This is a genomic window from Neptunitalea lumnitzerae (assembly GCF_027924185.1).
Taxonomy (GTDB): Bacteria; Bacteroidota; Bacteroidia; order Flavobacteriales; family Flavobacteriaceae; genus Neptunitalea; species Neptunitalea lumnitzerae.
This window is the reverse complement of sequence record NZ_BRVO01000003.1, coordinates 1-24,180: the sequence shown is the minus strand read 5'-3', so window position 1 is coordinate 24,180 and position 24,180 is coordinate 1. Positions and strand designations below refer to the sequence as shown.

Annotated in this window: 22 protein-coding genes; 5 read left to right on the top strand and 17 right to left on the bottom strand. The window is 33.2% G+C overall.

Annotated elements, in window-relative coordinates; translation table 11 throughout:
• Nucleotides 1-9: 9 nt before the first annotated feature.
• Nucleotides 10-639, top strand: coding sequence for an NAD(P)H-dependent oxidoreductase (locus tag Y10_RS12415; RefSeq protein ID WP_281765730.1), 630 nt, complete (start codon nucleotides 10-12; stop codon nucleotides 637-639).
• Nucleotides 640-719: 80 nt separating this feature from the next.
• On the opposite strand, the gene ribB is transcribed toward Y10_RS12415, so the two are convergent.
• From ribB to nhaC, 10 genes are all read right to left on the bottom strand, one after another.
• Nucleotides 720-1,862, bottom strand: a complete 1,143-nt coding sequence (ribB, locus tag Y10_RS12410; protein WP_281765729.1) for a 3,4-dihydroxy-2-butanone-4-phosphate synthase — start codon at nucleotides 1,860-1,862, stop codon at nucleotides 720-722.
• A gap of 12 nt (nucleotides 1,863-1,874) precedes the next feature.
• Entirely contained in the window at nucleotides 1,875-3,347 is a 1,473-nt protein-coding gene (locus Y10_RS12405) for an LptF/LptG family permease (RefSeq protein WP_281765728.1), read from the bottom strand.
• A gap of 47 nt (nucleotides 3,348-3,394) precedes the next feature.
• Nucleotides 3,395-4,015, bottom strand: coding sequence for a LolA family protein (locus tag Y10_RS12400; protein WP_408733624.1), 621 nt, complete (start codon nucleotides 4,013-4,015; stop codon nucleotides 3,395-3,397).
• Nucleotides 4,016-4,052: 37 nt separating this feature from the next.
• Nucleotides 4,053-6,590, bottom strand: coding sequence for an FtsK/SpoIIIE family DNA translocase (locus Y10_RS12395; protein ID WP_281765726.1), 2,538 nt, complete (start codon nucleotides 6,588-6,590; stop codon nucleotides 4,053-4,055).
• A gap of 49 nt (nucleotides 6,591-6,639) precedes the next feature.
• On the bottom strand, nucleotides 6,640-6,999 hold the full coding sequence (locus tag Y10_RS12390) for a diacylglycerol kinase family protein (protein WP_281765725.1): 360 nt from the start codon (nucleotides 6,997-6,999) through the stop codon (nucleotides 6,640-6,642).
• Nucleotides 7,000-7,015: 16 nt separating this feature from the next.
• Nucleotides 7,016-7,510, bottom strand: coding sequence for a thiol peroxidase (tpx, locus tag Y10_RS12385; RefSeq protein WP_281765724.1), 495 nt, complete (start codon nucleotides 7,508-7,510; stop codon nucleotides 7,016-7,018).
• Between the two features lie 94 nt (nucleotides 7,511-7,604).
• Nucleotides 7,605-7,865 (bottom strand): DUF6952 family protein, encoded by a 261-nt coding sequence (locus Y10_RS12380; protein ID WP_281765723.1) that lies wholly within the window; start codon nucleotides 7,863-7,865, stop codon nucleotides 7,605-7,607.
• On the bottom strand, nucleotides 7,846-8,160 hold the full coding sequence (locus Y10_RS12375; protein ID WP_281765722.1) for a thioredoxin family protein: 315 nt from the start codon (nucleotides 8,158-8,160) through the stop codon (nucleotides 7,846-7,848). Before Y10_RS12375 ends, Y10_RS12380 begins: the two co-directional genes overlap by 20 nt.
• 14 nt (nucleotides 8,161-8,174) lie before the next feature.
• Nucleotides 8,175-8,813, bottom strand: a complete 639-nt coding sequence (locus Y10_RS12370; RefSeq protein WP_281765721.1) for a peroxiredoxin — start codon at nucleotides 8,811-8,813, stop codon at nucleotides 8,175-8,177.
• 230 nt (nucleotides 8,814-9,043) lie between these two features.
• Nucleotides 9,044-10,540, bottom strand: a complete 1,497-nt coding sequence (nhaC, locus tag Y10_RS12365) for a Na+/H+ antiporter NhaC (protein ID WP_281765720.1) — start codon at nucleotides 10,538-10,540, stop codon at nucleotides 9,044-9,046.
• A 177-nt stretch (nucleotides 10,541-10,717) separates the two neighbouring features.
• Between nhaC and Y10_RS12360 the strand changes: the two genes are divergently transcribed.
• The 3 genes from Y10_RS12360 to Y10_RS12350 all read left to right on the top strand — a co-directional run bounded on the left by Y10_RS12360 (nucleotide 10,718) and on the right by Y10_RS12350 (nucleotide 14,858).
• Entirely contained in the window at nucleotides 10,718-11,299 is a 582-nt protein-coding gene (locus Y10_RS12360) for a hypothetical protein (RefSeq protein WP_281765719.1), read from the top strand.
• A gap of 30 nt (nucleotides 11,300-11,329) precedes the next feature.
• The gene (locus Y10_RS12355) at nucleotides 11,330-13,099 is read left to right on the top strand and encodes a hypothetical protein (protein ID WP_281765718.1); all 1,770 of its coding nucleotides are present in this window, start codon (nucleotides 11,330-11,332) and stop codon (nucleotides 13,097-13,099) included.
• Nucleotides 13,100-13,436: 337 nt separating this feature from the next.
• Nucleotides 13,437-14,858 carry a hypothetical protein gene (locus Y10_RS12350; protein ID WP_281765717.1) on the top strand — a complete coding sequence of 474 codons (1,422 nt, stop codon included), beginning with the start codon at nucleotides 13,437-13,439 and terminating at the stop codon, nucleotides 14,856-14,858.
• 131 nt (nucleotides 14,859-14,989) lie between these two features.
• Here Y10_RS12350 and Y10_RS12345 read toward each other — a convergent pair whose 3' ends face one another.
• The 7 genes from Y10_RS12345 to Y10_RS12315 all read right to left on the bottom strand — a co-directional run bounded on the left by Y10_RS12345 (nucleotide 14,990) and on the right by Y10_RS12315 (nucleotide 22,912).
• Nucleotides 14,990-16,531, bottom strand: coding sequence for an acyl-CoA carboxylase subunit beta (locus tag Y10_RS12345; protein WP_281765716.1), 1,542 nt, complete (start codon nucleotides 16,529-16,531; stop codon nucleotides 14,990-14,992).
• Between the two features lie 10 nt (nucleotides 16,532-16,541).
• Entirely contained in the window at nucleotides 16,542-17,981 is a 1,440-nt protein-coding gene (gene accC / locus Y10_RS12340) for an acetyl-CoA carboxylase biotin carboxylase subunit (RefSeq protein ID WP_281765715.1), read from the bottom strand.
• 4 nt (nucleotides 17,982-17,985) lie between these two features.
• Nucleotides 17,986-18,471: a biotin/lipoyl-containing protein gene (locus Y10_RS12335; RefSeq protein WP_281765714.1), complete on the bottom strand. Its 486-nt coding sequence runs from the start codon at nucleotides 18,469-18,471 to the stop codon at nucleotides 17,986-17,988.
• Nucleotides 18,472-18,563: 92 nt separating this feature from the next.
• Nucleotides 18,564-19,232 carry a 3'-5' exonuclease gene (locus Y10_RS12330; protein ID WP_281765713.1) on the bottom strand — a complete coding sequence of 223 codons (669 nt, stop codon included), beginning with the start codon at nucleotides 19,230-19,232 and terminating at the stop codon, nucleotides 18,564-18,566.
• Entirely contained in the window at nucleotides 19,232-21,154 is a 1,923-nt protein-coding gene (locus tag Y10_RS12325) for a DUF294 nucleotidyltransferase-like domain-containing protein (protein WP_281765712.1), read from the bottom strand. Before Y10_RS12325 ends, Y10_RS12330 begins: the two co-directional genes overlap by 1 nt.
• A gap of 109 nt (nucleotides 21,155-21,263) precedes the next feature.
• Nucleotides 21,264-21,818 (bottom strand): NUDIX hydrolase, encoded by a 555-nt coding sequence (locus Y10_RS12320; protein WP_281765711.1) that lies wholly within the window; start codon nucleotides 21,816-21,818, stop codon nucleotides 21,264-21,266.
• Between the two features lie 5 nt (nucleotides 21,819-21,823).
• The gene (locus Y10_RS12315) at nucleotides 21,824-22,912 is read right to left on the bottom strand and encodes a M42 family metallopeptidase (protein ID WP_281765710.1); all 1,089 of its coding nucleotides are present in this window, start codon (nucleotides 22,910-22,912) and stop codon (nucleotides 21,824-21,826) included.
• Between the two features lie 131 nt (nucleotides 22,913-23,043).
• On the opposite strand from Y10_RS12315, the gene Y10_RS12310 reads away from it, so the two are divergent.
• Complete coding sequence (locus tag Y10_RS12310; RefSeq protein ID WP_281765709.1) at nucleotides 23,044-23,712, top strand: DUF4294 domain-containing protein; 669 nt, start codon at nucleotides 23,044-23,046, stop codon at nucleotides 23,710-23,712.
• Nucleotides 23,713-24,180 lie beyond the last annotated feature (468 nt).

Below are 24,180 nucleotides of genomic sequence, written 5' to 3'. Positions count from 1 at the left end.
TATTCAGGTATGAGCGTAATTGAACAATTGAATTGGAGATATGCTACTAAAAAATTTGATACTGAGAAGAAATTGACGGTTGATAAAGTAACTTTACTGAAAGAAGCTTTTAATTTGACTGCTACTTCATACGGATTACAACCGGTTACTTTGTTTGTAATTAGTAATGATGAATTAAAAAAGGAATTGCAAACGCACGCCTATAACCAAAGCCAAGTGGGAGATTGTTCTCACCTGTTGGTTTTTTGTATAACTACCAATGTAGATGATAATTTTATAAAAGAGTATTTTACCTTGGTAAAAGATATTAGAAACACGCCAGATGATATTTTGGAACCGTACCAAAATTTTTTAGTGAATGATTTTGGAGGTAAAAAGTTAGAAGAGATAGAGGTTTGGGCAGCTAAACAAGCGTATTTAGCCTTAGGAAACTTAATGACGGTATGTGCGTTAGAAGAAATAGACGCTTGCCCTATGGAGGGCTTTAAAACGGATATGTTTGATCAAGTGCTCGATTTGAAAAGTAAGCAATTGAAATCGGTATTAATTATGCCGGTAGGGTATAGGGCGGTAGATGATATGTTTGCCGACTTTAAAAAGGTTAGAAAAAATGTAACAGATACGGTAATTGATTTGTAATCAATAATGTAAATAATAACTTAAATAAAAATGCTCCTAATTTGTAGGAGCATTTTTTATGATGTGGAATACTATTGTTTCTAATAGTTTACATACTCTACAATGTCTAAACCATACCCAGAAATACCAACTCTGTTTGTTTTAGGGGTAGAGTTAGATATCAAACGTATTTTAGAAATATCTAAGTCATGTAAAATTTGGGCTCCAATTCCATAGTCCTTATCGTCCATTACAATTTTAGGAGCTTTTACCTCACCGTTTTCTTGTAAACTTTTTAGCTCAGCCAATCTGCTTAGCATGCTTACACTTTGGTTGTTCTGGTTGATAAAAATAATAGCACCTTTTCCCTCTTTATTAATCAAATTGAACATATCTTTCAATTTGTCATCAGCATCGTTTGTAAGCGTACCTAAAAGATCGTTATTTACTAAGGTGGAATTAATTCTGGCTAATACTTCATCACCTTTTTTCCAATTTCCTTTGGTAAGTGCAATGTGAATTTGATGATTGGTGGTTTGTTCATAAGCACGTAATCTAAACTCACCAAATCGGGTAGTAATATCAAAATCTTCACGTTTTTCTATTAAACTGTCGTGTTGCATTCTGTAGGCAACTAAATCTTCAATAGAAATAAGCTTAATGTCAAATTTCTGTGCTACTTCCACTAAGTGCGGTAAACGTGCCATAGAACCATCCTCGTTCATAATTTCACAGATCACACCTGCAGGTTCAAAACCAGCTAATCTGGCTAAGTCTATTGCAGCCTCTGTATGTCCGGTTCTTCTAAGTACACCACCTTCTTTTGCAATTAATGGGAAAATATGCCCAGGGCGTGCCAATTCGTGCGATTTAATTTCAGGGTTTACTAAAGCCTGAACTGTTTTGGCTCTGTCTCCGGCAGATATACCAGTAGTTACTCCATAACCTCTTAAATCTACAGAAACTGTAAAAGCAGTTTCCATATGGTCTGTGTTGTTTACTACCATAGAGTGTAAGCCAAGTTCTTTACAACGGCTTTCGGTTAGTGGGGCACAGATTAGACCTCTACCATGAGTGGCCATGAAGTTTATCATTTCAGGTGTAACTGTTTCAGCAGCTGCTAAAAAGTCTCCCTCATTTTCTCTATTTTCATCGTCAACTACAATAACTACTTTACCATTTCTAATATCTGCAATGGCTTCTTCAATAGTATTAAGTTGTATTTCTTTTACTAACGTATTCATAGTGCAAAGGTATTATAAAGCGTTTAAAGCTTTATAGATTTTCTTAAAAAAGGCGCCTATAGGTGCAAAATACTTATACAATTCTGCAACAGGTCGGTCTTTAGAAGCTCTATCGGTAAGGTAAATACCAAATGGTAGCATTATAATGGTAGGTAACCAAGCTGCCATAGTTGGACTTACCGAACCATCTTCAGAGAAGTTTTCTAAGAACATACCTAAAAAGTGATATGCTAAGAAAATTACCATAGAGATAATAATAGGCAATCCTAGTCCTCCTTTTCTAATAATAGCACCCAATGGAGCACCAATAAAGAATAATACTAAGCAGGCAACGGATAATGAAAACTTCTTTTGATAGGTGATGATATGTTTATTCAAAAATTTTTTTCTGAAAAAGAAATCACCTTTTTTACTTTTCAATGTATTGTATTTGTTTGATACACCGTTTACAGCAATATCAAGTACTTGTTTTTTCTTGTTTGCAGATATTAAATTGATCAATTCGTCAGAGGCTATAATACCCGCCTTGGTAGCTGCAGTAACAGTTGTATCCTTTTTATTTTCTTCGGGTTTGGCATTATATATTTCTGTAAATCCAGAACGGCGATACAAGTTGTCACCAAAAGAATGCATATTGTTTAAATACCCATTTTTAAATGAATCGATGGCATAATTTAGCTCCGTTACATTCATCATTTTAAAGGTATTCTCAATTTTTATCTGGTCAAGATCTTCATTATCAAACCCAGATACGTCTACATTAATAATATATTTTTCAAACTTAGCTTTCGCATGTGGAAAATTATCTCTTTTCTTCGGGTCTTTAGATACAATGTCTTCGTAATAATTACCATCTTTTAGTATTAACTGAAGAATATTAGACTCCTCGCTACTAAATAATTCACCTTCTTTGGCTTTAATTACCGTATGGTTTTTTTTGTCTTTAGAATTTTTGTGAATTACTACGTTTTTAAGAAAACGGTCGTTTTCTCCGTATTTTTCATCCACTTTTAAATTCAAAGATTCTAAATTGTTAAAAGCTCCAGTGGTAATGGCTAAGGCAGGTTTTGCTTTTTTAATATTATTCTTAAGGTTAACGTTGGTAAGCTCTGCCGCTGGTATAACATTGTTGTTTATAAAAAAGGTAGCAATGCTTAATAAAATCATGAAACCAATTAAAGATTTCATAGCTCTAATAAGAGAAAACCCTGTAGATTTCATGGCGGCAAACTCATAGTTTTCGGCTAATGAGCCAAATGTTAACAGCGATGCTAATAAAACCGTTAACGGCAAAACCAGTGGTGTTAACCCAGGTATGTTGTATAAAATAAATTTAGAAATAATTAAAAGGTCTAACCCTTTTCCTGCTAAATCATCTATAATCATCCAAATAAACTGGAAGATGAAAATAATAGTTAAGATGATGTAGGCACTAAGAAAATTAGTTAAAAAACGTTTTAATATATAGCGGTCTAATATTTTCATTCTAAAGGTTCATTGTTTCTTATAATAGAAACAAATTTTACAAGTGCTTATTCACTAATATAATATCCTAACTTTTTGTATTTGTCTTTGTTAAAAACAAATGTGTTTTTAGGTAATGGCTGGTTCGTTTTCATGGTATTCACCGTAATAGTTGTAGCGGTACCATTTTTGCCATTTTCTACCAAACTATAAATGTGTTTTGTTTGGGTGTCAATACCTAAAAGTAAGTTAGTAACTTCTGCATTTGCAGAAATAGGTACTAATTCAATAAACTGAATTTCTCTACCTTTTATGTTTTTAGATTCTTTCCATTTGTAGTTATAGCCATCTTTGTAGAAGGTTAGCATTTTAGAAGGTGTAATGGTACCTTCGTCATCGGCTCCTTTATTTTCAATGGTAACTTCTTCGTTGTCAGGAATGATAGTGTATATTTTATGACCATCAAAAATTTTGGTAGCCCCTAAATAATTTAATACATACTTATCTCCGTCAATGGTTACATTTCCTTTAGTTTCTTGGTGAATACCTTCTGTTTTATTGTCTAACTCAAACTTAAAGTCAATGTATAAATTGTTATAGCTTTTAACTTTGGTATATACTTCATCTAACAAAGTTTTTGCTTTAGATGAGCTTTGTGCTACTAAAGAGTTTATTCCTATACATACCATCAATGCTGTTATAGCAAATTTCTTCATGTTTAATTTTTTAATTATTTTTTTCATTTTCTAATAACTCTTCTAAGGCAATTAAATCAGGTACCAAAACTTGTCTGGCTTTACTGCCTTCAAAAGGACCCACAATACCCGCAGCTTCTAATTGATCTATAAGTCTACCGGCGCGGTTATATCCTAATTTCAATTTTCTTTGCAATAATGATGCCGAACCTTGCTGTGCGGTTACAATTACTTCTGCTGCATCTTTAAACAATTTATCTCTTTCAGAAATATCTATATCTAAAGAAGATCCTTCGCCTTCTTCTCCTACGTATTCTGGTAATAAGTGCGCATCTGGATAAGCCTTTTGTGAACCAATGTATTCAGCTATTTTATCTACTTCAGGGGTGTCTACAAAGGCACACTGAATTCTAGTAAGCATATTACCTTGGGTATATAACATATCTCCCTTACCAATTAACTGGTCTGCCCCCGGGCTATCTAAAATAGTTCTGGAGTCAATTTTAGAGGTAACCCTAAATGCCACTCTGGCAGGGAAGTTAGCTTTAATAATACCGGTAATAACGTTTACCGATGGTCTTTGGGTAGCAATAATTAAGTGAATTCCAATAGCACGGGCAAGCTGAGCTAAACGTGCAATAGGTGTTTCTACTTCTTTACCAGCCGTCATAATAAGGTCGGCAAATTCATCTACTACCAATACTATATATGGTAAAAATTTATGACCGTCGTTAGGGTTTAATTTACGTTGCTTAAACTTATGGTTATACTCTTTAATATTTCTAACCATGGCATTTTTAAGCAATTCATAACGGTTGTCCATTTCTATACAAAGTGAGTTCAATGTATTAATAACTTTACCGTTATCTGTTATAATAGCCTCTTCAGAATCTGGTAGTTTCGCCAGATAATGTCTTTCAATTTTGTTGTATATAGTAAGCTCTACCTTTTTAGGGTCAACTAGTACAAATTTAACTTCTGCAGGGTGCTTTTTGTATAGCAATGAAGTTAAAATAGCATTTAATCCTACCGATTTACCTTGCCCTGTAGCACCTGCCATAAGCATGTGTGGCATCTTGGCCAAGTCTACAACAAAGGTTTCGTTACTAATATTTTTACCAAAAGCAATAGGTAGTTCCATTTCTGCTTTTTGGAATCGTTGCGAAGCAATTACCGAACGCATAGAAACCATAGATGGTTTTTTGTTAGGCACTTCTATACCAATGGTACCTTTACCAGGAATTGGTGCTATAATTCTAATACCTAATGCCGCTAAAGAAAGCGCTATGTCGTCTTCTAAATTTTTAATTTTTGAAATACGAATACCAGCTTCAGGAACAATTTCATACAAGGTTACTGTAGGTCCTATGGTAGCTTTAATTTGCGCTATTTCAATTTTATAATTCTTTAGCGTGTTTACAATGGTATTTTTATTTTCTTCTAACTCTTCTTGGTTAATGGTAATACCACCACCATCACCGTATTCTTCTAAAAGATTTAGGGTAGGGAATTTGTAATTACCTAATTCTAGCTTAGGATCAAATTCTCCAAAGTCTTTTACTAATTTATCAGAAAGGTTGTCTTTAACTTCTTTTTCTTCTTGAACTTTTTCAACCTCCATAGCTAAATCATCTGTTTCCTCTTCTGTCGGTTTTTCTATTTGTAAAGATGATTTTAATACAGGTTCTTGTTCAATTGTTAATTCTTCTTCTAAATCTATTTCTTCTTCACCACCAGTTTTTACTTCAAAAGAATTTTCAATGGCTACATCGTCATCTTTTGATATCGTAGAAAAATTATTAATAGTCGGTTGCTGATTTTCAATAGCCATTTCAAAAGAAGAACGTTTTGGTTGTTCTTCTACGTTTTCAAACGGATTGGCATTTTCTTCTAATATAGAGTAATCAGTAGTATCGTTGTTGTTTGTTATTGATTCTGTTGTTTCTTCTTCATTTAAATCGGCAGCTTTTTTAAAGCTCTCTTTCTTTTTGTTATAGAAAGAAACAAAATGTTCAGGGGTTAGTTTTAGTTTAAATACTAAATAAAATATCAGTCCAAATAATAGGAGAAGTGTTACCCCAATTTTACCAATATAGATTTGAAGAAAGTCATTCATTTCAAATCCAATTTTTCCGCCCAATAAAGGAGCTTGGCTAGCAAAGAAACCAAATAATATGGCTAACCATGTAGCAGAGAGTAATCCCCAAAACCATTTGTTTACTAAAGCTTTTTTACTGGAGTTAAACACCAGTGCTAGTCCTGATATAAAAATTAGGTAACTAAAAACAAAAGCTGCAATACCAAAGCCATTATAAATAAAAAAATGACTTACGGCAGCACCGAATTTTCTTAGTAGATTTTGTGTAGGAACGTTTCTGTCTGTAAATTCAAATAGCTGACTTTGGTCTTGTTTCCAAGTAAAAAAGAAAGATATAAAGGATATAAATAATGCTACACTAAATATCATAAGCATTACACCTATAATAATTTTATAGGGTCTACTTAATTTAATTTGCGGAATAGAAAATTTAGATTCTTTTTTTACTTTTTTACTTTTTTGTTTGGCCATGGGCTATCACAGATTTGCGGACAAAAATACAATAAACATACATTTATTGTTATAAAAATTTAGGGAGATAAATAATAGCCCCAATAATTATTGCAGCAATGGCTGTAACTAGCACAGCCCCTGCTGCAAGGTCTTTAATAATGCCAATTTTTTTATGCTGTTCAGGATGTACAAAGTCACATAGTTTTTCTACAGCAGTATTTATTGCCTCCATGCTAATTACCAAGGCAATGGCTAGGGTTTGTAATATCCATTCTGTGGCAGATAGCTTAACCATAAACCCTACAACGGTAATTGTAATTGCAGCTACTAAATGTACTTTACTGTTTGGCTCAGAGGATAATAAATGTAAAATACCCTTAAAGGCGAAACCAAAGCTTTTAATCCTGTTTTTTAAAAAATTGAGCATTCAAAAAAATATACTTTTAACTTAAAGCAGCAATTGCAGCTTCGTAATTAGGTTCTTCCACTGTTTCTGCTACTTGTTCAGTGTATACTACTTGTCCTTCTTCATCTACCACTACAACCGATCTAGATAATAAGCCGTCTAATGGTCCGTCTGTAAATACTACTCCGTATTCTGCAAATCCGTTTTTAAAATCAGAAAGGCTAATTACGTTATCTAACCCTTCTGCACCACAAAAACGAGCTAGTGCAAACGGAAGATCTTTAGAAATACATAACACTTTAGTGTTATCTAATTTAGATGCCTCTTCATTAAACTTTCTTACAGAAGCGGCGCATACTCCTGTATCAACACTTGGGAAAATATTTAATACTACTTTACTTCCTTTAAAGTCTTCAAGTGTTTTAGTACCTAAGTCAGTATCGGTTAATGAAAATGCAGGTGCTTTAGAACCTTCAGCAGGTAAGCTACCAGCGGTATGTACATCGCTTCCTTTAAATTTTACAGTTGCCATAATTTTGGTTTTGATTTTTTAATTAAAGTTTGAAGATAAAAAAAAGTCCTCTATGGATAGAGGACTTTAGTACTTTTTTATAAAGAGCAATTAATTATTTGTCTATAGAGCCTAAAACACGTTTCATAAAAGCGTTTAATGCCGCTTTTTTATCCATGCCTTCTTCTTTTATCATTTTATCTACTTCAATGGCTCCGTACATATTAGAAATTAATTCTCCAATAACATCTAATTCTTCATCTTTTAATGAAGGAACTTCTGTTAAAGCTTCCAGTGTTTCAATGGTCTCAAGGATATAATCCTGATCATTCTCTTCAATAAATTGAGTTAAATGTTTAATTACCGGTAACTTCATCTACAAGTTCTTTTAAATTTTCAAACTTATTTGTTTGTACCTGTTTTACAAAGGCACCTCCTTTAAAAGTAGCAAATGTAGGTAAGTTATCTACTGTTGCTAATTTTCTTGATTCTGGGAACTTTTCCGCATCTGCCATTACAAAAACTGCATCTTCATGTTCTGCAGAAAGTTTTTTGAATTTAGGCTTCATAATACGGCAGTTACCACACCAAGTAGCAGAGTATTGTACAATAACGGTATCGTTATTTTCAATTATTTCTGCTAAATTATCTTGTGCTAAATCTTGAACCATAATACTAATTTTTATTAGTTAGAACTTAAATAGCTAGCAACTCCTTTTCTGTCGGCAGTCATAGCTTCTTTTCCTTCTTCCCAGTTAGCAGGACAAACCTCACCATGAGTTTGAACGTGAGCGTAAGCGTCAATCATTCTTAAGAATTCACTAACGTTTCTTCCTAATGGCATGTGGTTAACACCTTCGTGGAATACAGTACCTTCTTCGTCAATTAAGTAAGTAGCTCTGTAAGTTACGTTATCTCCTTCAACAATGTATGAATTAGTTTCTTCGTTGAAAGTTTCTTTCTGAATATCAAGAATACCTAAAACATTTGCTAAGTTTCTGTTGCTATCTGCTAAGATAGGGTAGGTAACACCTTCAATACCTCCATTATCTTTCTCAGTGTTTAACCAAGCAAAGTGTACTTCTGGAGTATCACATGAAGCACCAATAACCATGGTATTTCTTTTTTCAAATTCTCCTAAAGCAGCTTGAAACGCATGTAATTCTGTAGGGCAAACAAAAGTAAAATCTTTTGGATACCAGAATAATAATACTTTTTTATTATTTTTTTTAGCTTCTTTTAAAACATTTAATTTAAAAGTATCACCCATATCATTCATTGCGTCAACTGATAAATTAGGGAATTTTTTACCTACTAGTGTCATATTTTTAAGTTTAAAGATTAAATTTTCTTAATTTTTCTATGGCAAATTTAGGTAAAGATTACCGTTTAAGAATAGGTTTTGATTACTATTTCTTATGAACTAATAAGTATGACTAATGGGTTTATTATAGTAGTTGTTTTTTTGATGATTTAATAATTAAGGGTAGCTATAATTTAGAACCTCTTAATATTTTAGTATTTGGATGCTAATGCGCATTAAAATCTACTGTTTTAAATTTTGTCTTTAATCATTCTTATTTTAATTGAAAGTGCTGCGAATAATAACGTCATAAACGGACTTAGTATGTTGAAAAAAGCATAGGGAAGATAACTAACAGTTGGTACACCTAATACACCACTTTGGTAAGCTCCACAGGTGTTCCAAGGAACTAAAACAGAGGTTACAGTACCAGAGTCTTCTAAAGATCTACTTAAGTTTTCAGGAGCTAAACCTTTATCTTTATAGGCTTGTGCAAACATCTTACCAGGAACCACAATGGCTAAATACTGGTCAGAGGCTGTTAGGTTAAGTGTTAAACAACTTGCTACTGTACTTGCAAATAAACCAAAAGCAGAATTAAATAATTTTAATAAAAACTCTGTTATTTTTGAAAGTGCTCCAATAGCTTCCATAATTCCCCCAAAAGTCATTGCACATAAAATTAACCAAATGGTGCCTAGCATACCTTTCATTCCTCCTGATGAAAATAAATCGTTAAGACTTGCATCTTCAGTGGCTACAGAAACATCAACTGTAATAGCATTCATAACACCCTTATAAAATTTAGATGCGTAACTTAGCCCTTCTACATTGTCTCCTGCAACTTGTAAGACAATATTTGGTTGAAATATTAAAGCAAAAATACCTCCTAGTAATGTACCAATTAGTAAGGCTATTAATGGCTGTGTTTTTCTTACAATCATTAAAATTACTATGGCAGGTACCAAAAATAACCAAGGACTAATATTAAAAGATTCTGAAATTGTTTTTTGTATAACATGAACATCAGGTCTTCCCGAGGTGTCTATAGATAATCCTATAATAATAAAAAGTATTAATGAAACCACTAAACTAGGTACCGTTGTATATAGCATATATCTAATATGAGTAAACAAATCTGTACCAGCCATAGCAGGAGCAAGGTTGGTGGTGTCACTTAAAGGAGATATTTTATCACCAAAATAAGCACCAGATATAACAGCACCAGCAGTCATCCCCATAGGTATGCCTAGGGCATTACCTATACCTACTAACGCAATACCTACCGTAGCAGAGGTGGTCCAACTACTTCCAGTAGCTATAGATATTATAGAACATATTATTACAGAAGCAGGTAAAAATATGGTTGGATTTAAGATGTCTAAACCATAATAAATCATAGCCGGTATAATACCACTTATTAACCATGTGCCAGAAAGTGCCCCAACAAATAAAAGTATTAAAATGGCACCTGCAGTAGATTTAATATTCTTAGCAACTTCTTCTATCATGGCTTCATATTTTACTTTATGAGAAAAACCTACGATAGCAGCTACCGCTGCTCCTAATAATAAGATAAATTGATTTGAACCACTTAATGCATCATCTCCAAAAACACCTCTAACATTATACGTCAACATACCTACCAATGCAATAATAGGAATCAACGCAGAAAAAAGGCTGAGTTGTTTATTGGTTATAATTTCTTCTTTGTTAGGATCTTGAGGCTGGATGTCTTGACTTTCCATGTTAAGGTTTAGTTAATTAAAATATGATTTGTAATGTTACAATATTCCTTTGGATTATGCAAAAACTACATTTATCGATAAAATATTACAGTTGTCGAATAAACTATTGATCTGTTGTTGTTTCTTAATGATTACGAGTAACTTGCGCCAAGTTTGCTATTAATTATTACTAAAGCTATGAATAAACATTTTATCATCCCCTTGTTTTTTTTCCTTTTAATTTGTGGAATTACACAAGCACAAGTAGGTGTAGGAACTACTAACCCTGATGCATCTTCAGCACTAGATATTTCTAGTACAAGTTCAGGACTATTAATACCTAGATTAACTACGGCCCAAAGAGATGCAATTGCTAGCCCAGCAACCGGATTAATGATTTTTAATACAGAATATAACTGTTTAAGTCAGAATGTTGGTACGCCCTCTGCACCAGATTGGATGTGTTTAAAGACCGAGGCAGCTACACGTTTTTTCTATTTACCTAGTATAAACATTAATGCTTCTGCTACAGGTACAGGTTTTACTGTTGATTTGTACGAAGCTTATAAATCACAATTTTCAGCACCTTTAGTTTCTAGTTCAGGTGCTTCTGGAAGCATTCCTTATTTTCAGGATAATGAATTAGAATATTACGTTACCGCATATGATACAGAAGTTTTAGAGAATTTATCTATTAGTGCTGATGGTGTTATGACGTATGATGTAATTGGATCTGCTTCAGCTTGTTCTTTTATCAATGTGGTACTGGTAGTTAAGTAATTGTAAGCTTAAAATAATTCCTTTTAAATTATGAAAAAGATTTTAAGCCTGTTACTTATTATAACAACCGTTTGGGTTAGTAAAGCACAATGTAATTGTAGTGCTGCAGATGTAGTTATAAATTCTAATTACTCATCATATACTTTTTTGGCTAATACCAGTTATTGTATAGATGGTAACGTTCAGATACAATGGACTGGAGCTACTTTTCAAGATAATGTTACCCTATGTATTTCTCCTGGTTCTACTTTTAGAACTAATGACTTAATTGGAAATGCAGATAGTAATGTTACTGTAAATGTATCTTCTGGGGCAACATTTATATTTGCAGGTGATATTCCGTTTTCGATGGATGTTACTATTGAAGATGGAGGCGTTATGCAACCTTTATGGGGAAATTTAGATGTTATTGGAACTAATTTTGACTTAACCATTGACGAAGGTGGATTATTTGATTTTAGTACTACCAACCTTAACTCTCCACAAAATGTTACTATTATAAATAACGGAACATTTGATGTGAGTAACTTAACATTTAATCAGCCTAGTAACATAGATATAACTAATACAGGTGACTTTAATGCTACCACAACCTCGGTTTTTGCTTCTAACAGTTTTTCATTAGAAAATAGTGGTGAAATTAATCTTAATAATCTTACTTTACGTAATGCTTCAACTGTAGATATTCATAATACTTCTTTAATAGATTTAACTTCTTTTAGGTTAGGATCTAATATAGGTACTATGAATTTCACAAACTCTTCGGAAGCAGAATTTATTTTAAGTTCACATATTTCTTTACTGTATGGGAATTCTATTATTGTGAATGATGGAACAATAACTACTGGTGGTGAAATAAACTTAGATGAAGGGGTTTTGAACCTGACTAATAATGGTACTATTACTACAAGTGGAAACTTCAATTGGGGGGAAAGTGGAGCTTCTAATTATTTGTTTAATTATGGTGCTTTAAATATAGGAGGGCAAATGAGTAGTGAACAATGCCAGTTAGAATTTTATAATTATGACGGGGCTTCATTATATATGAATAATCATTTAACTTATGGAACTGAAGGGCCTAATAAGTTTGAGAATTACGGTAATTTTCATGCTGATGGATTGTATTCTAACGATCCTACGTTGCATTTGAAAAATGAAGGTTATATGGTGCTAGAATCTAATTATGGTGATACACCTACAAGTGTTTTCTCTAATTGTGGGACACTAGATATGGAAAACTGGTTTGATTTGAATGGTAAAATTATTAATACTGGTAATTATAATGTACCAAATGGAAGTATAGGATTTGAAGTGGGAGCTTCCATAGAAAACTATAGTGTTATGCATTTAAAACAAATTGTAATGGATAATTCAACCATCTTTTATAATGAAGGAGCAGTTATATTTTCAGAAGCACCTAATACCACTATTAAATTTGCAGGTCCTGGTTCTACTTACCAACCTAGTCATTCTACTTCATCTAATTATGGAAGATTTTCATGGCCAGGTTCTCAAAGTAATCAAAGTGGTTTTGTAGACGGTAATTTAATGTTTACTACCACTACTCCTGGAACTGTGGATGATACTTCGTATCCGGGAATGTTTGGTCAATGGACTTCTGTTACCTTTGGGCCCGATATTGTTTTTGGTACCTGTAGTACATGCACGGTTATAACAGACTATGATCAATGTGCTAATGCCGATGGAACATGGCCAAGTGACGAACCTGTGTATGACTGTATTCCAGTTAATAGAAATGTAAGGTCTTATTTTTCTGGATCTTACCTAGGAGGGTCTTAGAAAAATATTAATATAAAAACAAATTAAGCCTACGTTTTACGTAGGCTTAATTTGTTTTTATACGTAAGATTTATAGTAAGCTTATTCTAGTGTTGCATTTAATCGATGATTTATGCATTTTGTCTGATTTAAATATTCGAGATAGGGCTTATATCTATTTTTATACACCAAATAATTGTAAAATATGACCCCCTTTAATTTTTCTTTCAAAGTTATAGCGTTGACTGTAACTTTCTTATTATGTTTTTGTTTTTCAACTTATTGTCAAGTTGGTATCGGTACTACAAATCCTGATTCTTCATCAGCTTTAGAGATTTTTAGCAATAATAAAGGGTTATTGATACCCAGAGTAAGTTTATCATCTACAGCAGATGTTTCTACAATTTCTAATCCTACAGAGTATTTATTAGTATTTAATACAGCAACTACGACTGATTTAACACCTGGATTAGTATATTGGAAAAATGGTACTTGGTTACGCCTTTTAAATACGACAGATGTATCATCTGAAGTTGATGTAGATAGCTTATGGGCTTTAGGTGGTAATAATATAAGTAATGGACAATTTTTGGGTACTACTAATTACCAACAACTAAACTTTAGAGCTAATGACGTAACTATAGCCCAATTTCATCCCAATGGAAGTGTGGCATTAGGTAGGGATGCTGTTATAAGTCCCAGTTATCATTCTTTTGCAATAGGAGAGGGAGCAAATGCTAGTGGACAGCAAGATGCTTATGCTTTTGGAACATATTCAAATGCATCTGGTAATGCCTCTGTTGCAATAGGTATGAATTCTGTTGCTACACAAACAAACTCTATGAGTTTCGGTCCGTATGCTGTATCTAGTGGATATAGAAGTATGGCTTTAGGCTCTAATGCTAGTGCATCTAACAATAATGCTGTTGCCTTTGGTGCATATAGCAGCGTTAGTGGTCAGAATTCTTATGCCTTGGGTTATTCAACTGTTGTTTCTGGAAGTAATTCTGCAGCAGTTGGTTATGATTCTGAAATTATATCTTATAATTCATATTCATTGGGTAGTAGAGCTTATGTTTCTGGAGCTAACTCTATTGCTATAGGGTACGAGGCAGTAGCAGATAATCCAAATACTATTATTTTAGGAAATACATCAACCAATACTTATAACCGTACTAAAGTTGGTATTGGTTTAACTAATCCAACTGCTAATCTTGATATTAGTGGTACCATGAAATATGCTGATGGAACGGAAGGAACAGGTAAGCTTTTAGTATCTGATGCAAATGGTAATGCAAGTTGGGTAGATTCTTCTGTAGCTTTAGGCGGTGGTTCAGCAGTTTTTGGCGAGATATACAGCAGTGGATCTACTGAGCAAACTTTCAACTGGAATGGAAATATTTCTGTGTTAACATTTGGTTCTAGTAATTATGAGAATAATGTAACAGCTACTAACAGCACCATTTCGCCAGATGTTTCAGGATTATACAGAATTACATTTACTATTTCTTTAAGAAAAGGTAGTGGTAATAGTATAGATTTACGTATGTTTTTAGCAACTAACGGAAATACTAGTAACCCTGTACCAGCTTCTTCAGCCTATGTTTCTCTTGATAGTAATAGTACTAACAAAACTATTACTATTAATAAATTTATTCACTTAGATGCAGGTGATAATATTGGAGTATATTGGGAAAAGATAGGAGGTAACAGCAATGTATTTTATCTTTTACCTCAAGGGTCTTCGTTTAATATTGAGTTATTAAATTATAATTATTAAGAAATACATTCTTAAATAGAATATACAAAAAAGGCCGAATAGATATCTATTCGGCCTTTTTACAAAACTAACTAACTAAAAAATATAATTAAAGATAAGTACACTAAAACACCATCTTCGATTATTTCTGTTTATAATGGAATGTTTCCATGTTTACGAGAAGGTGCAACTACCTCTTTGTTCTCTAACATACTAAATGTTTTCATTAATTTTCTTCTCGTATCGTGTGGCAATATAACTTCATCTATAAAGCCTCTTTGAGCAGCTTTAAACGGATTCGCAAAAGTTTCAGCATATTCTGCTTCTTTTTCTGCTAGTTTAGCTGCCGGATCTGAAGCACTATTAATCTCTTTTCTAAATATAATTTCACTGGCACCCTTAGCACCCATAACTGCAATTTCTGCACTAGGCCATGCATAATTAAAATCTGCTCCAATATGTTTAGAGTTCATTACATCGTATGCTCCACCATAAGCTTTACGTGTAATTACGGTTACTCTTGGTACGGTAGCCTCGCTTAAAGCATATAATAATTTGGCACCGTGCACAATAATACCGTTCCATTCTTGGTCTGTTCCAGGTAAAAATCCAGGTACATCTACTAAAACCAATAGAGGAATATTAAAGGCATCACAAAAACGAGTAAAACGTGCAGCTTTAATTGAACTTTTTACATCCAATACCCCTGCTAAATACATTGGGTTGTTAGCTATAATACCCACACTTCTCCCTCCAATTCTTGAGAAACCAACAATAATATTTTCTGCAAAATCTTTATGAATTTCAAAAAAAGAATCTTCATCAATAATACCTTTTATCACATCATGCATGTCATAGGGTTTATTGGCATTATCCGGAATTAGACTATCTAGTACTTCTCTTTTTTCGTCATTTGCAATATAGGATAACTTTTGAGCTTTTTCTTTACTATTTTGTGGCAAATAGCTCAATAGTTTCTTAACATCTTCTAAGCACTGAATATCATTAGAGGAAGTAACATGTGCAACCCCAGATTTTGTAGCATGCGTGCTCGCACCACCTAATTCTTCAGAAGTTACAGTTTCGTTGGTTACGGTTTTAACTACATTAGGTCCGGTAACAAACATATAACTGGTATCTTCTACCATTAAAGTAAAGTCTGTCATTGATGGAGAATATACAGCACCACCGGCGCAAGGTCCCATAATAGCGGATATTTGTGGAATTACTCCAGACGCCTGAACATTTCTGTAAAAAATATCGGCATAACCACCTAAGGATCGAACTCCTTCTTGTATTCTAGCACCACCAGAATCGTTTAACCCAACTAAAGGAGCTCCGGTTTTAACTGCTAGATCCATTATTTTACAAATTTTTTCAGCGTGTGTTTCAGATAAGGCTCCACCAAAAACGGTAAAATCTTGAGCAAATACATACACTAATCTACCATTAACTGTTCCGTATCCTGTAACAACACCGTCACCGTAATATTGTTCTTTATCCATACCAAAATCTGTGGTACGGTGGGTTACTAATATTCCTATTTCCTCAAAAGATCCCTCATCTAAAAAATAATGAACACGTTCTCTTGCGGTAAGTTTTCTTTTTTCGTGTTGTTTTTTTATTCGTACTTCACCACCTCCTAAATGAGCCTCGGCTATTTTGTCATTAAGTACTTCTATTTTATCTTTCATGGTAATGTTCTTAATTAGGTAAGCGTAATACTTCTTTGTCTTCTAAATATTTCTTTACAGCTATTAAAGCAGCAATTTTTGCTTCTTTTTCGGTTTGCTCATGCAGCATTTCTGGTTGATAATATTTTTTTACAAAATGAGTATCAAAGTTACCAGAGCGAAATGCTTCATGTTCAAAAACAAATTTTCCAAAAGGCAAGGTTGTTTGTACGCCTTCAACTTGATATTCTTCAATTGCTTTTAGCATGAGTCCCATTGCAGCTTCACGATTTTCAGCATAAGTGATTAGTTTAGATAACATAGGGTCATAATAAATAGGAATATCCATACCTTCATCAAAACCATTATCCACACGTACGCCTTCACCCGTAGGAAGTTTATATATATCTAAATGTCCTACACTAGGTAAGAAATCATTTAAAGGGTCTTCTGCATATACTCTTAGTTCTAAAGCATGCCCCTTAATTGTTAAGTCTTCCTGAGAAAAAGGTAATTTTTCTCCTCTTGCTACTTTAATTTGTAGTTCTACTAAGTCTAATCCTGTAATCAATTCGGTTACCGGATGTTCTACTTGTAAACGGGTATTCATTTCTAAAAAGTAGAAATTATGATTGTCATCTAGCAGAAATTCTACTGTACCGGCACCAACATAGTCACATGATCTGGCTACTTTTACAGCAGCTTCACCCATTTTTGATCTCAATTCAGGGGTCAATACAGCAGACGGAGCTTCTTCAACTACTTTTTGGTGTCTTCTTTGTACGCTACACTCTCTTTCAAAAAGATGTACAATGTTACCATGTGTATCTGCCATTACTTGAATTTCAATATGTCTTGGAGAGGTCACATATTTTTCTATAAAAACGGAGCCATCACCAAAGGCAGATGTAGCTTCACTAATGGCTCGGTTCATTTGTGATTCTAAATCTTCTGCTTTAGAGACTACACGCATTCCTTTACCACCACCACCTGCTGAGGCTTTTATTAATATTGGATATCCAATTTCATCGGCTATTTCTTTTGCTATTTTAACATCGGTTATAGCTTTGTCTATACCGGGTACCATAGGTATATCATAAGCTTTAACAGCATCTTTTGCTGCTAACTTACTACCCATTATTTCTATTGCTTTTGGTTTGGGACCAATAAAAGCAATACCATTTTCTTCTACCTTTTGAGAAAAAGTGGAATTTTCACTTAAAAAACCATAACCTGGGTGAATACCTTCTACGTTTAAAGATTTTGCAACTTCTATTATTTTATCAGCTAAAAGGTAACTTTGGTTAGAAGGAGCCGGACCTATGCAAACGGCCTCATCTGCAAAACGTACGTGAGGAGCAAATCTATCGGCTTCAGAGTAAACTGCTACCGTTTTAATTCCCATTTTTTTAGCTGTTTTCATTACTCTAAGAGCAATTTCACCTCTATTTGCTACTAGTATTTTTTTCATAATGCTATTCAAATTCTATTAATAGAGCATTCTTATCTACAGCTTGCCCTTGGGATATTACTATTGATTTTATAACTCCATCTCTAGGGGATGATATAACGTTCTCCATTTTCATAGCTTCTAAAACTAATAATGGGTCGTCTTCTTTTACTTCCTGACCTTCTTTGATATTAATATCAAGTATCAAACCAGGCATTGGGGCTTTAATATCATTCACATGCTTAGCACCTCCAATGGAGAATCCCATTTCTGAAATTAACTTATCTAAGTCATCAGATATGGCAACTTCATAGGTCGTATTATTTACTTTAACGTTGTAGTTCTTTAGCAAAAAATCAGCCGACGAAATTTCTATGTGATAAGATGTATTATTAACTAATAAGTGGTATGCATTTGGTTTTGTAATAACAGTATCTAAAGAGGTTGCTTCCTCTTCAGAAAATGTAAACTCCAAACTACCATTTACTTTAGTATTAAAGGTAGAACTCATATCTCTATATATATTTGGTTAATGTAAAGATACGGATTACAAAGAGTTACGTGTATATTATTTATGTATTTGTAGCTAAAATACTATACACGCTATTTTCTTATGAGTGATTTTAGAGTAGATTCTGGTTTAAATTTTAAGCGAGCAAGTATTTTTAAAAATGCTTGAGCAGTTAGCATAGCATCTCCAGCAGCGGTATGCCGGTCTTTAATGGGAATGTTTAACTCTTTACAAACATCATCTAATGAATACCCTCTATCATTTTTCAATAACGTATTGATAGCTTTTGTTTTTTTGAATAAGTATCCGGTATCTAAAGTTCTATTTAATAATGGAGGTAAACCATTTCTTTCTAGTACTTTGTTCATCATGGTAATATCAAAATACACATGATGCGCCACTATTACGGCATCTTTAGTATATGCTAAAAACTCTCTTAACGCTTTTGTTTCCTGAATTTTTTCAAATTTGGTGTTTTTCATTATACCATGTATCTCAACTGTTTCAGGATTAAAGGCAGTTTGGTCTAGATACACTTCAAAAGAGGTTTTAACATCTATAATATTACCTATTACTTTCACAGCACCTATAGACAATACTCTGTCATTGGCATAATTAAAACCAGTAGTTTCGGTATCAAATACAACAAAAGTAACATCTTTAAGCGGAATGTTTAATTCTTCCTTTTCAAAGTAACTCTTGTAAGTGTTCCAAAACTTAGGATACTTTATTTTAGTTTTTTTCTTGAACCAACTACGCATTATAAAAATTGTGCAACTTTAAATCTTATTTTAATTAATTCTTGTAATTCACTAATCGTTTTAAAACAACGTTTAAGTTTTAAACGCTCTTCCTTAGTAAGTTCTTTAAGCACAATATACCTACCTGTGCTATGGTAAAGTAATCCATGTTTGGTTCTAAATTTTATCAAAGCTTTTACGGCATAAGAACAAGAAAGATAAAAATCTTTATTTGCCGGCTCTAGTTCGGCTAATCGCTCATAACGCTCTGCGGTATTATTTACCGATTTTATTTTGTGTGATAAGATTAAAATTCTGGCTCCATCAATTAAAGGCATTAATGCACGGGCTTTTATATCAAACATATCTTTATGTTCCCCGTCTTGTTCTACCAAAAATTGTCTAAAAAATCCTAGAGGGGAAGGGTTCTGAAGTGCACTTCTACCCATTAAGGTAAAAAATAATGGATTGTATTCGGTAGCAGAAAATATACTATCAGATAATTCCTTTACTATTTCTTTGTTACCATAGGTTCTGTTAAAATCAAAGAAAATAGAACTATACAGTATATCTTCATTATCTACATGGTGAATCCAATGGCTAAATTGTGTTTTCCATTCTGTTAAACTTTGGCACCATTTAGGGTTACGTGCCATCATATCTGCCGGGCAAAATTCATATCCTACCTTATTTAATAGTATATTCACTTTAGTAGCAAGTATAAGAAAATACTTTTTAACCTCTTCATATTTATCTTCTGGGACATCTTCAAAAACCAAAGCATTGTCTTGGTCGGTTACCAAAAGTTGTTCTTTTCTACCATGGCTACCTAAGCTTAACCAAGCAAATTGTACAGGTGGTTTTTCGGGCATTCTATCTAAAGCTATCTCAATAACTCGTATCGTAAGTGCTTCATTAAGCTCATGTATAATTTGAGTTATAATAGTTAAAGGAATGTTCTGGAATATATAGCCCTTTAATAATTGGGTAATTTGCTGGCGTATTTTTCTAAGTTCTTTAGAGCTTCTGCTTCTTCTAATAGCTTTCATTAAACCAGAAGCGCTGTTACCTTGCGAAATAACCACATCATGTTCAGTTAAAATACCAATAGCCTTTGTTTGGTCGGTTCCGTCTTCTGTAATAACAAGGTGGCCGGTTTTGTTTTTTACCATGGCCAACTGAGCTTCTGTAACCGTTAATGTTTTTTTAAAGGTTTCTACAGGAAACGACATAATTTGGCTAACAGGAACCTTGGTACTAAACATACCGGTAACTATTTTGTGTCTAAAATCCTTATCGGTTAAAATACCAATAGGTAAATTATCATCATCTACTACAATTAAGCTACCAACTTTGTTTTCAGACATCCTTGTAGCAGCTTTTATTACTAAATCGTCCTTGTCTATACAAAAAGGATCTTTTGTATATCTAATTACTTGTAGTTCCTGAAAATCTTTTTCTCCAACATTTAATGCTTCAGTGTTTTGGTATAAATCGTCACTGTACTTTTTAGTAAACGGATTTTTTGTTTTAGAAGTGAAGCTTTCAATTAAAAACAATCCCACATTCTGTTCTTTGGCTAATATAGGTTTAAAAACTTCTATTGGTATGCCATATACTAAGGCTTCTTCTTCGGCAATGGCTGTCATCATATAACTGTCATTAGTTATAAGAGGTCTAAGTCCAAATACATCACCTTCATCACAAATGTCAATTATTTCTGCATCAGCAAGCTCATTCTTTTTTAAAACAACACCACCTTCTTTTACTATATAGAAATGTTCATGCCTGTTGTCATCGTTTTTAAAAAGTACTTTTCCTTTTTCTAGATAAGCAATAATAACATTTTCTGCAATGGTAATTAAATCTTCTTTCTTTATAATATCAAAAGGAGGGTATTTTTTAAGGAAGTCATATACCCTGTCTGCAATTGTATTTTTCATAATCACCTGTGTTTCATTCTCAAAATCTATAGACCATAAACAGACCTTAATGTGTAGTTATCGGTTAAAGTTTAGAGATGGTATTTAGAATACTAAAGATACGTATTTTTTACCTATCTAAAGTTTCGTAGAGTAGATTAAGAATGTTTTGGTAATAACTTTTTTGTCGAGGAACAAAAGAGGTAAGGTAGCTATTGTTGTTTAAAATAGATTCAAACTCTTTAATCGATGTAAGTTTTAATTCATCTACTTCTTCTTTTTGTCTGGAAAGTTGAGAAAACGGAACAGTAAGCTCACAAATAAACACATGATTGAATTCGGCATCAATAAATTCGTTGCTATGTTTAACTAACTTTTCTTCAATTCCTATATTATATAGGTCTGTTGCTTTAACAGATACACCAATTTCTTCATGAATTTCTTTAATAGCAGCTTCTATAATGGTTTCGCCTGCGGAGACGTGTCCGGCTACTGAAATATCCCAAAGACCTGGAAATGTTTCTTTTTTGGTACTTCTTTTTTGAAAAAGTATTTCATGGTTTCTAGTGTAGAACCAAATATGCACGGTAGCATGTAAGTATCCATACCGATGCGCCTGATCTCTGGTACAGGTAGTACCGGTTTTTTCACCGTGCGCATCGAGTATGTCTACATATTCTTTCAAATCAATTAGTCAAAATAACTAAAAGTTTCTCCTTCTTTAATAGTAAGAAGTGTTTCGTAAATTAAACGAATCACATTTTCCATGTCTTCTTTCTGAATCATCTCTACTGTAGTGTGCATATAGCGTAATGGTAAAGATATCAGTGCAGAAGCTACACCACCATTGCTATATGCAAAGGCATCGGTGTCAGTTCCTGTAAATCTTGAAGATGCTAAACGTTGAAAAGGAATTTCTTTACCTTCAGCGGTTTCAATAATGCGTTCTCTCAATTTGTTTTGTACTGCAGGAGCATAACTAATTACCGGTCCTTTACCTATTTCAGTATGGCCTTCAGTAATTTTGTTAATCATTGGGGTAGTGGTATCATGGCACACATCTGTTACAATAGCAACATTAGGTTTAATAGTTTGTGTAATCATTTCAGCACCTCTTAATCCAATTTCTTCTTGAACAGAATTGGTAATATAAAGCCCAAACGGTAATTCTTTCTTATTTTCGTGTAACAATCTTGCAACTTCCGCAATCATAAATCCACCTGCACGGTTGTCTATTGCTCTACAAACAAATTTATTCTCGTTTAAAATATGGAATGTGTCAGGGTAGGTAATTACACAACCCACATGAACTCCCATTTTTTCAACTTCTTCCTTATCTTTAGCTCCTATGTCAACAAAAATGTTTTCTAGTTTAGGAGATTCTTCTTTACCTTGTTTACGGGTGTGAATAGCTGGCCATCCGAAAACACCTTTTACTATTCCTTTTTTGGTATGAATATCTACCCATTTAGATGGAGCTATTTGGTGGTCGCTTCCTCCATTTCTAATCACATAGATTAATCCATTGTCTGTAATATAATTTACATACCAAGATATTTCGTCAGAGTGGCCTTCAATAACTACTTTATAAGGAGCATCTGGGTTAATAACTCCAACGGCAGTTCCGTAGGTATCTGTAATAAAAGTGTCTACATAGGGTTTTAAATACTCCATCCAAAGTTTTTGCCCTTCCCATTCATATCCTGTAGGTGACGCATTATTTAAATAGCGCTCTAAAAAATCGATTGATTTTTCTGTTAGGATGCTTTTTTTTGTCATCTTAACTGTTTTAAATTAGTATTTGTTTTAAAAAAAGTATTCCTTTAAAAACTTAAAGTGAAACGAAGATACTGAATGTTTTTTTACTTTCGGTATTGTTTTTGAAGCATTGCTTGGAAGATTTAAAATACATGAATAGACTATACATATATATAATACTATTAATAGGAATACATGGTTTTGCTCAAGTAAAAGATGTAGAACCTGTATATGAGCAAGAAGAAGCTGTAGATACTACATTGGTTGAGGGTTCTTATAATAGTTATTTTGAGTTAGGGGAGGTGGTACTTTTTGATAAATTGAAATTTACATCACACAGAAAGAAAGTAGACTATTATATATTAAGGAGAAAAGTGCATAAGGTATATCCGTATGCGAAAATGGCAGCAGAGAGGTTGATGACTATGAATGCTATGTTAGATTCTTTAGATTCGAAAAGATTGAAGAAAAAATACATTAAGCGAATGCAGGATTATATTGAAGATGAGTTTACGGAAGAATTAAAGAAAATGACACGTACAGAAGGGCAAATACTTATTAAGTTAATCAATAGGCAAACAGGTGAGAGTGCTTTTTCTTTAATAAAAGAATATAGAAGTGGATGGAAGGCCTTTTGGTATAATACAACTGCAAGTATGTTTAATCTTACTTTGAAAGAAGAGTATGATCCTTATAATAATAAAGAAGACTTTTTAATTGAAGATGTATTACAACGAGCTTTTGCGGCTGGTACATTAGAAAAACAAGAGGATGCCCTAGGATTAAGCTACGATATTTTGGCGGCTAAATGGAAAAAGTGACATAAAATTTGTGTAATTCATCTGTTTGTATTAATTTTAATCTTCCAGCTAAATTTTTAAAGTACTAGTTTAAAGCGTATTGCAAAAAACTGCATTTTTTTATTTCAAAAGCCTTGTTTTTTGAAATAAAAGAGTTCTATATTTGCACCCGCTTTCAGGGCGATGTTCCTATAGAGATTGGTACTAGAAATAAGCTTACAAAAACTTTTTCAAAAAAGGTTTTGTAGTTTAAAATAAAGTACTACTTTTGCATCCGCTTTCAGAGAAGGCAGTTCTTTAAAATATTGAGTAAGTATAAAGCTTTTGAGTGACTTTTTAAGAGACGGAAGTTTCGAAAAAAAAAGATGAAAAAAGATTTGGATTAAGAGAAATAAAGTTTTTATATTTGCACCCGCTTTCGGAGAGAAGGCGAAAAGATAAAGAAGATAAGTTCATTGAAAATATTGTTGACAGCACGACTTTGTAGCG

Excerpts from the sequence above, each read along its gene's own strand:
- Y10_RS12370 (WP_281765721.1), bottom strand. The coding sequence starts at position 8,813 with ATGACACTAGTAGGTAAAAAATTCCCTAATTTATCAGTTGACGCAATG.
- ribB (WP_281765729.1), bottom strand. The coding sequence starts at position 1,862 with ATGAATACGTTAGTAAAAGAAATACAACTTAATACTATTGAAGAAGCC.
- Y10_RS12335 (WP_281765714.1), bottom strand. The coding sequence starts at position 18,471 with ATGAGTTCTACCTTTAATACTAAAGTAAATGGTAGTTTGGAGTTTACA.
- Y10_RS12400 (WP_408733624.1), bottom strand. The coding sequence starts at position 4,015 with ATGGTATGTATAGGAATAAACTCTTTAGTAGCACAAAGCTCATCTAAA.
- Y10_RS12405 (WP_281765728.1), bottom strand. The coding sequence starts at position 3,347 with ATGAAAATATTAGACCGCTATATATTAAAACGTTTTTTAACTAATTTT.
- Y10_RS12330 (WP_281765713.1), bottom strand. The coding sequence starts at position 19,232 with ATGCGTAGTTGGTTCAAGAAAAAAACTAAAATAAAGTATCCTAAGTTT.
- Y10_RS12310 (WP_281765709.1), top strand. The coding sequence starts at position 23,044 with ATGAATAGACTATACATATATATAATACTATTAATAGGAATACATGGT.
- Y10_RS12355 (WP_281765718.1), top strand. The coding sequence starts at position 11,330 with ATGAAAAAGATTTTAAGCCTGTTACTTATTATAACAACCGTTTGGGTT.
- tpx (WP_281765724.1), bottom strand. The coding sequence starts at position 7,510 with ATGGCAACTGTAAAATTTAAAGGAAGCGATGTACATACCGCTGGTAGC.
- Y10_RS12325 (WP_281765712.1), bottom strand. The coding sequence starts at position 21,154 with ATGAAAAATACAATTGCAGACAGGGTATATGACTTCCTTAAAAAATAC.
- Y10_RS12415 (WP_281765730.1), top strand. The coding sequence starts at position 10 with ATGAGCGTAATTGAACAATTGAATTGGAGATATGCTACTAAAAAATTT.
- nhaC (WP_281765720.1), bottom strand. The coding sequence starts at position 10,540 with ATGGAAAGTCAAGACATCCAGCCTCAAGATCCTAACAAAGAAGAAATT.
- Y10_RS12345 (WP_281765716.1), bottom strand. The coding sequence starts at position 16,531 with ATGAAAGATAAAATAGAAGTACTTAATGACAAAATAGCCGAGGCTCAT.
- Y10_RS12380 (WP_281765723.1), bottom strand. The coding sequence starts at position 7,865 with ATGAAGTTACCGGTAATTAAACATTTAACTCAATTTATTGAAGAGAAT.
- Y10_RS12375 (WP_281765722.1), bottom strand. The coding sequence starts at position 8,160 with ATGGTTCAAGATTTAGCACAAGATAATTTAGCAGAAATAATTGAAAAT.
- Y10_RS12395 (WP_281765726.1), bottom strand. The coding sequence starts at position 6,590 with ATGGCCAAACAAAAAAGTAAAAAAGTAAAAAAAGAATCTAAATTTTCT.
- accC (WP_281765715.1), bottom strand. The coding sequence starts at position 17,981 with ATGAAAAAAATACTAGTAGCAAATAGAGGTGAAATTGCTCTTAGAGTA.
- Y10_RS12390 (WP_281765725.1), bottom strand. The coding sequence starts at position 6,999 with ATGCTCAATTTTTTAAAAAACAGGATTAAAAGCTTTGGTTTCGCCTTT.
- Y10_RS12315 (WP_281765710.1), bottom strand. The coding sequence starts at position 22,912 with ATGACAAAAAAAAGCATCCTAACAGAAAAATCAATCGATTTTTTAGAG.
- Y10_RS12360 (WP_281765719.1), top strand. The coding sequence starts at position 10,718 with ATGAATAAACATTTTATCATCCCCTTGTTTTTTTTCCTTTTAATTTGT.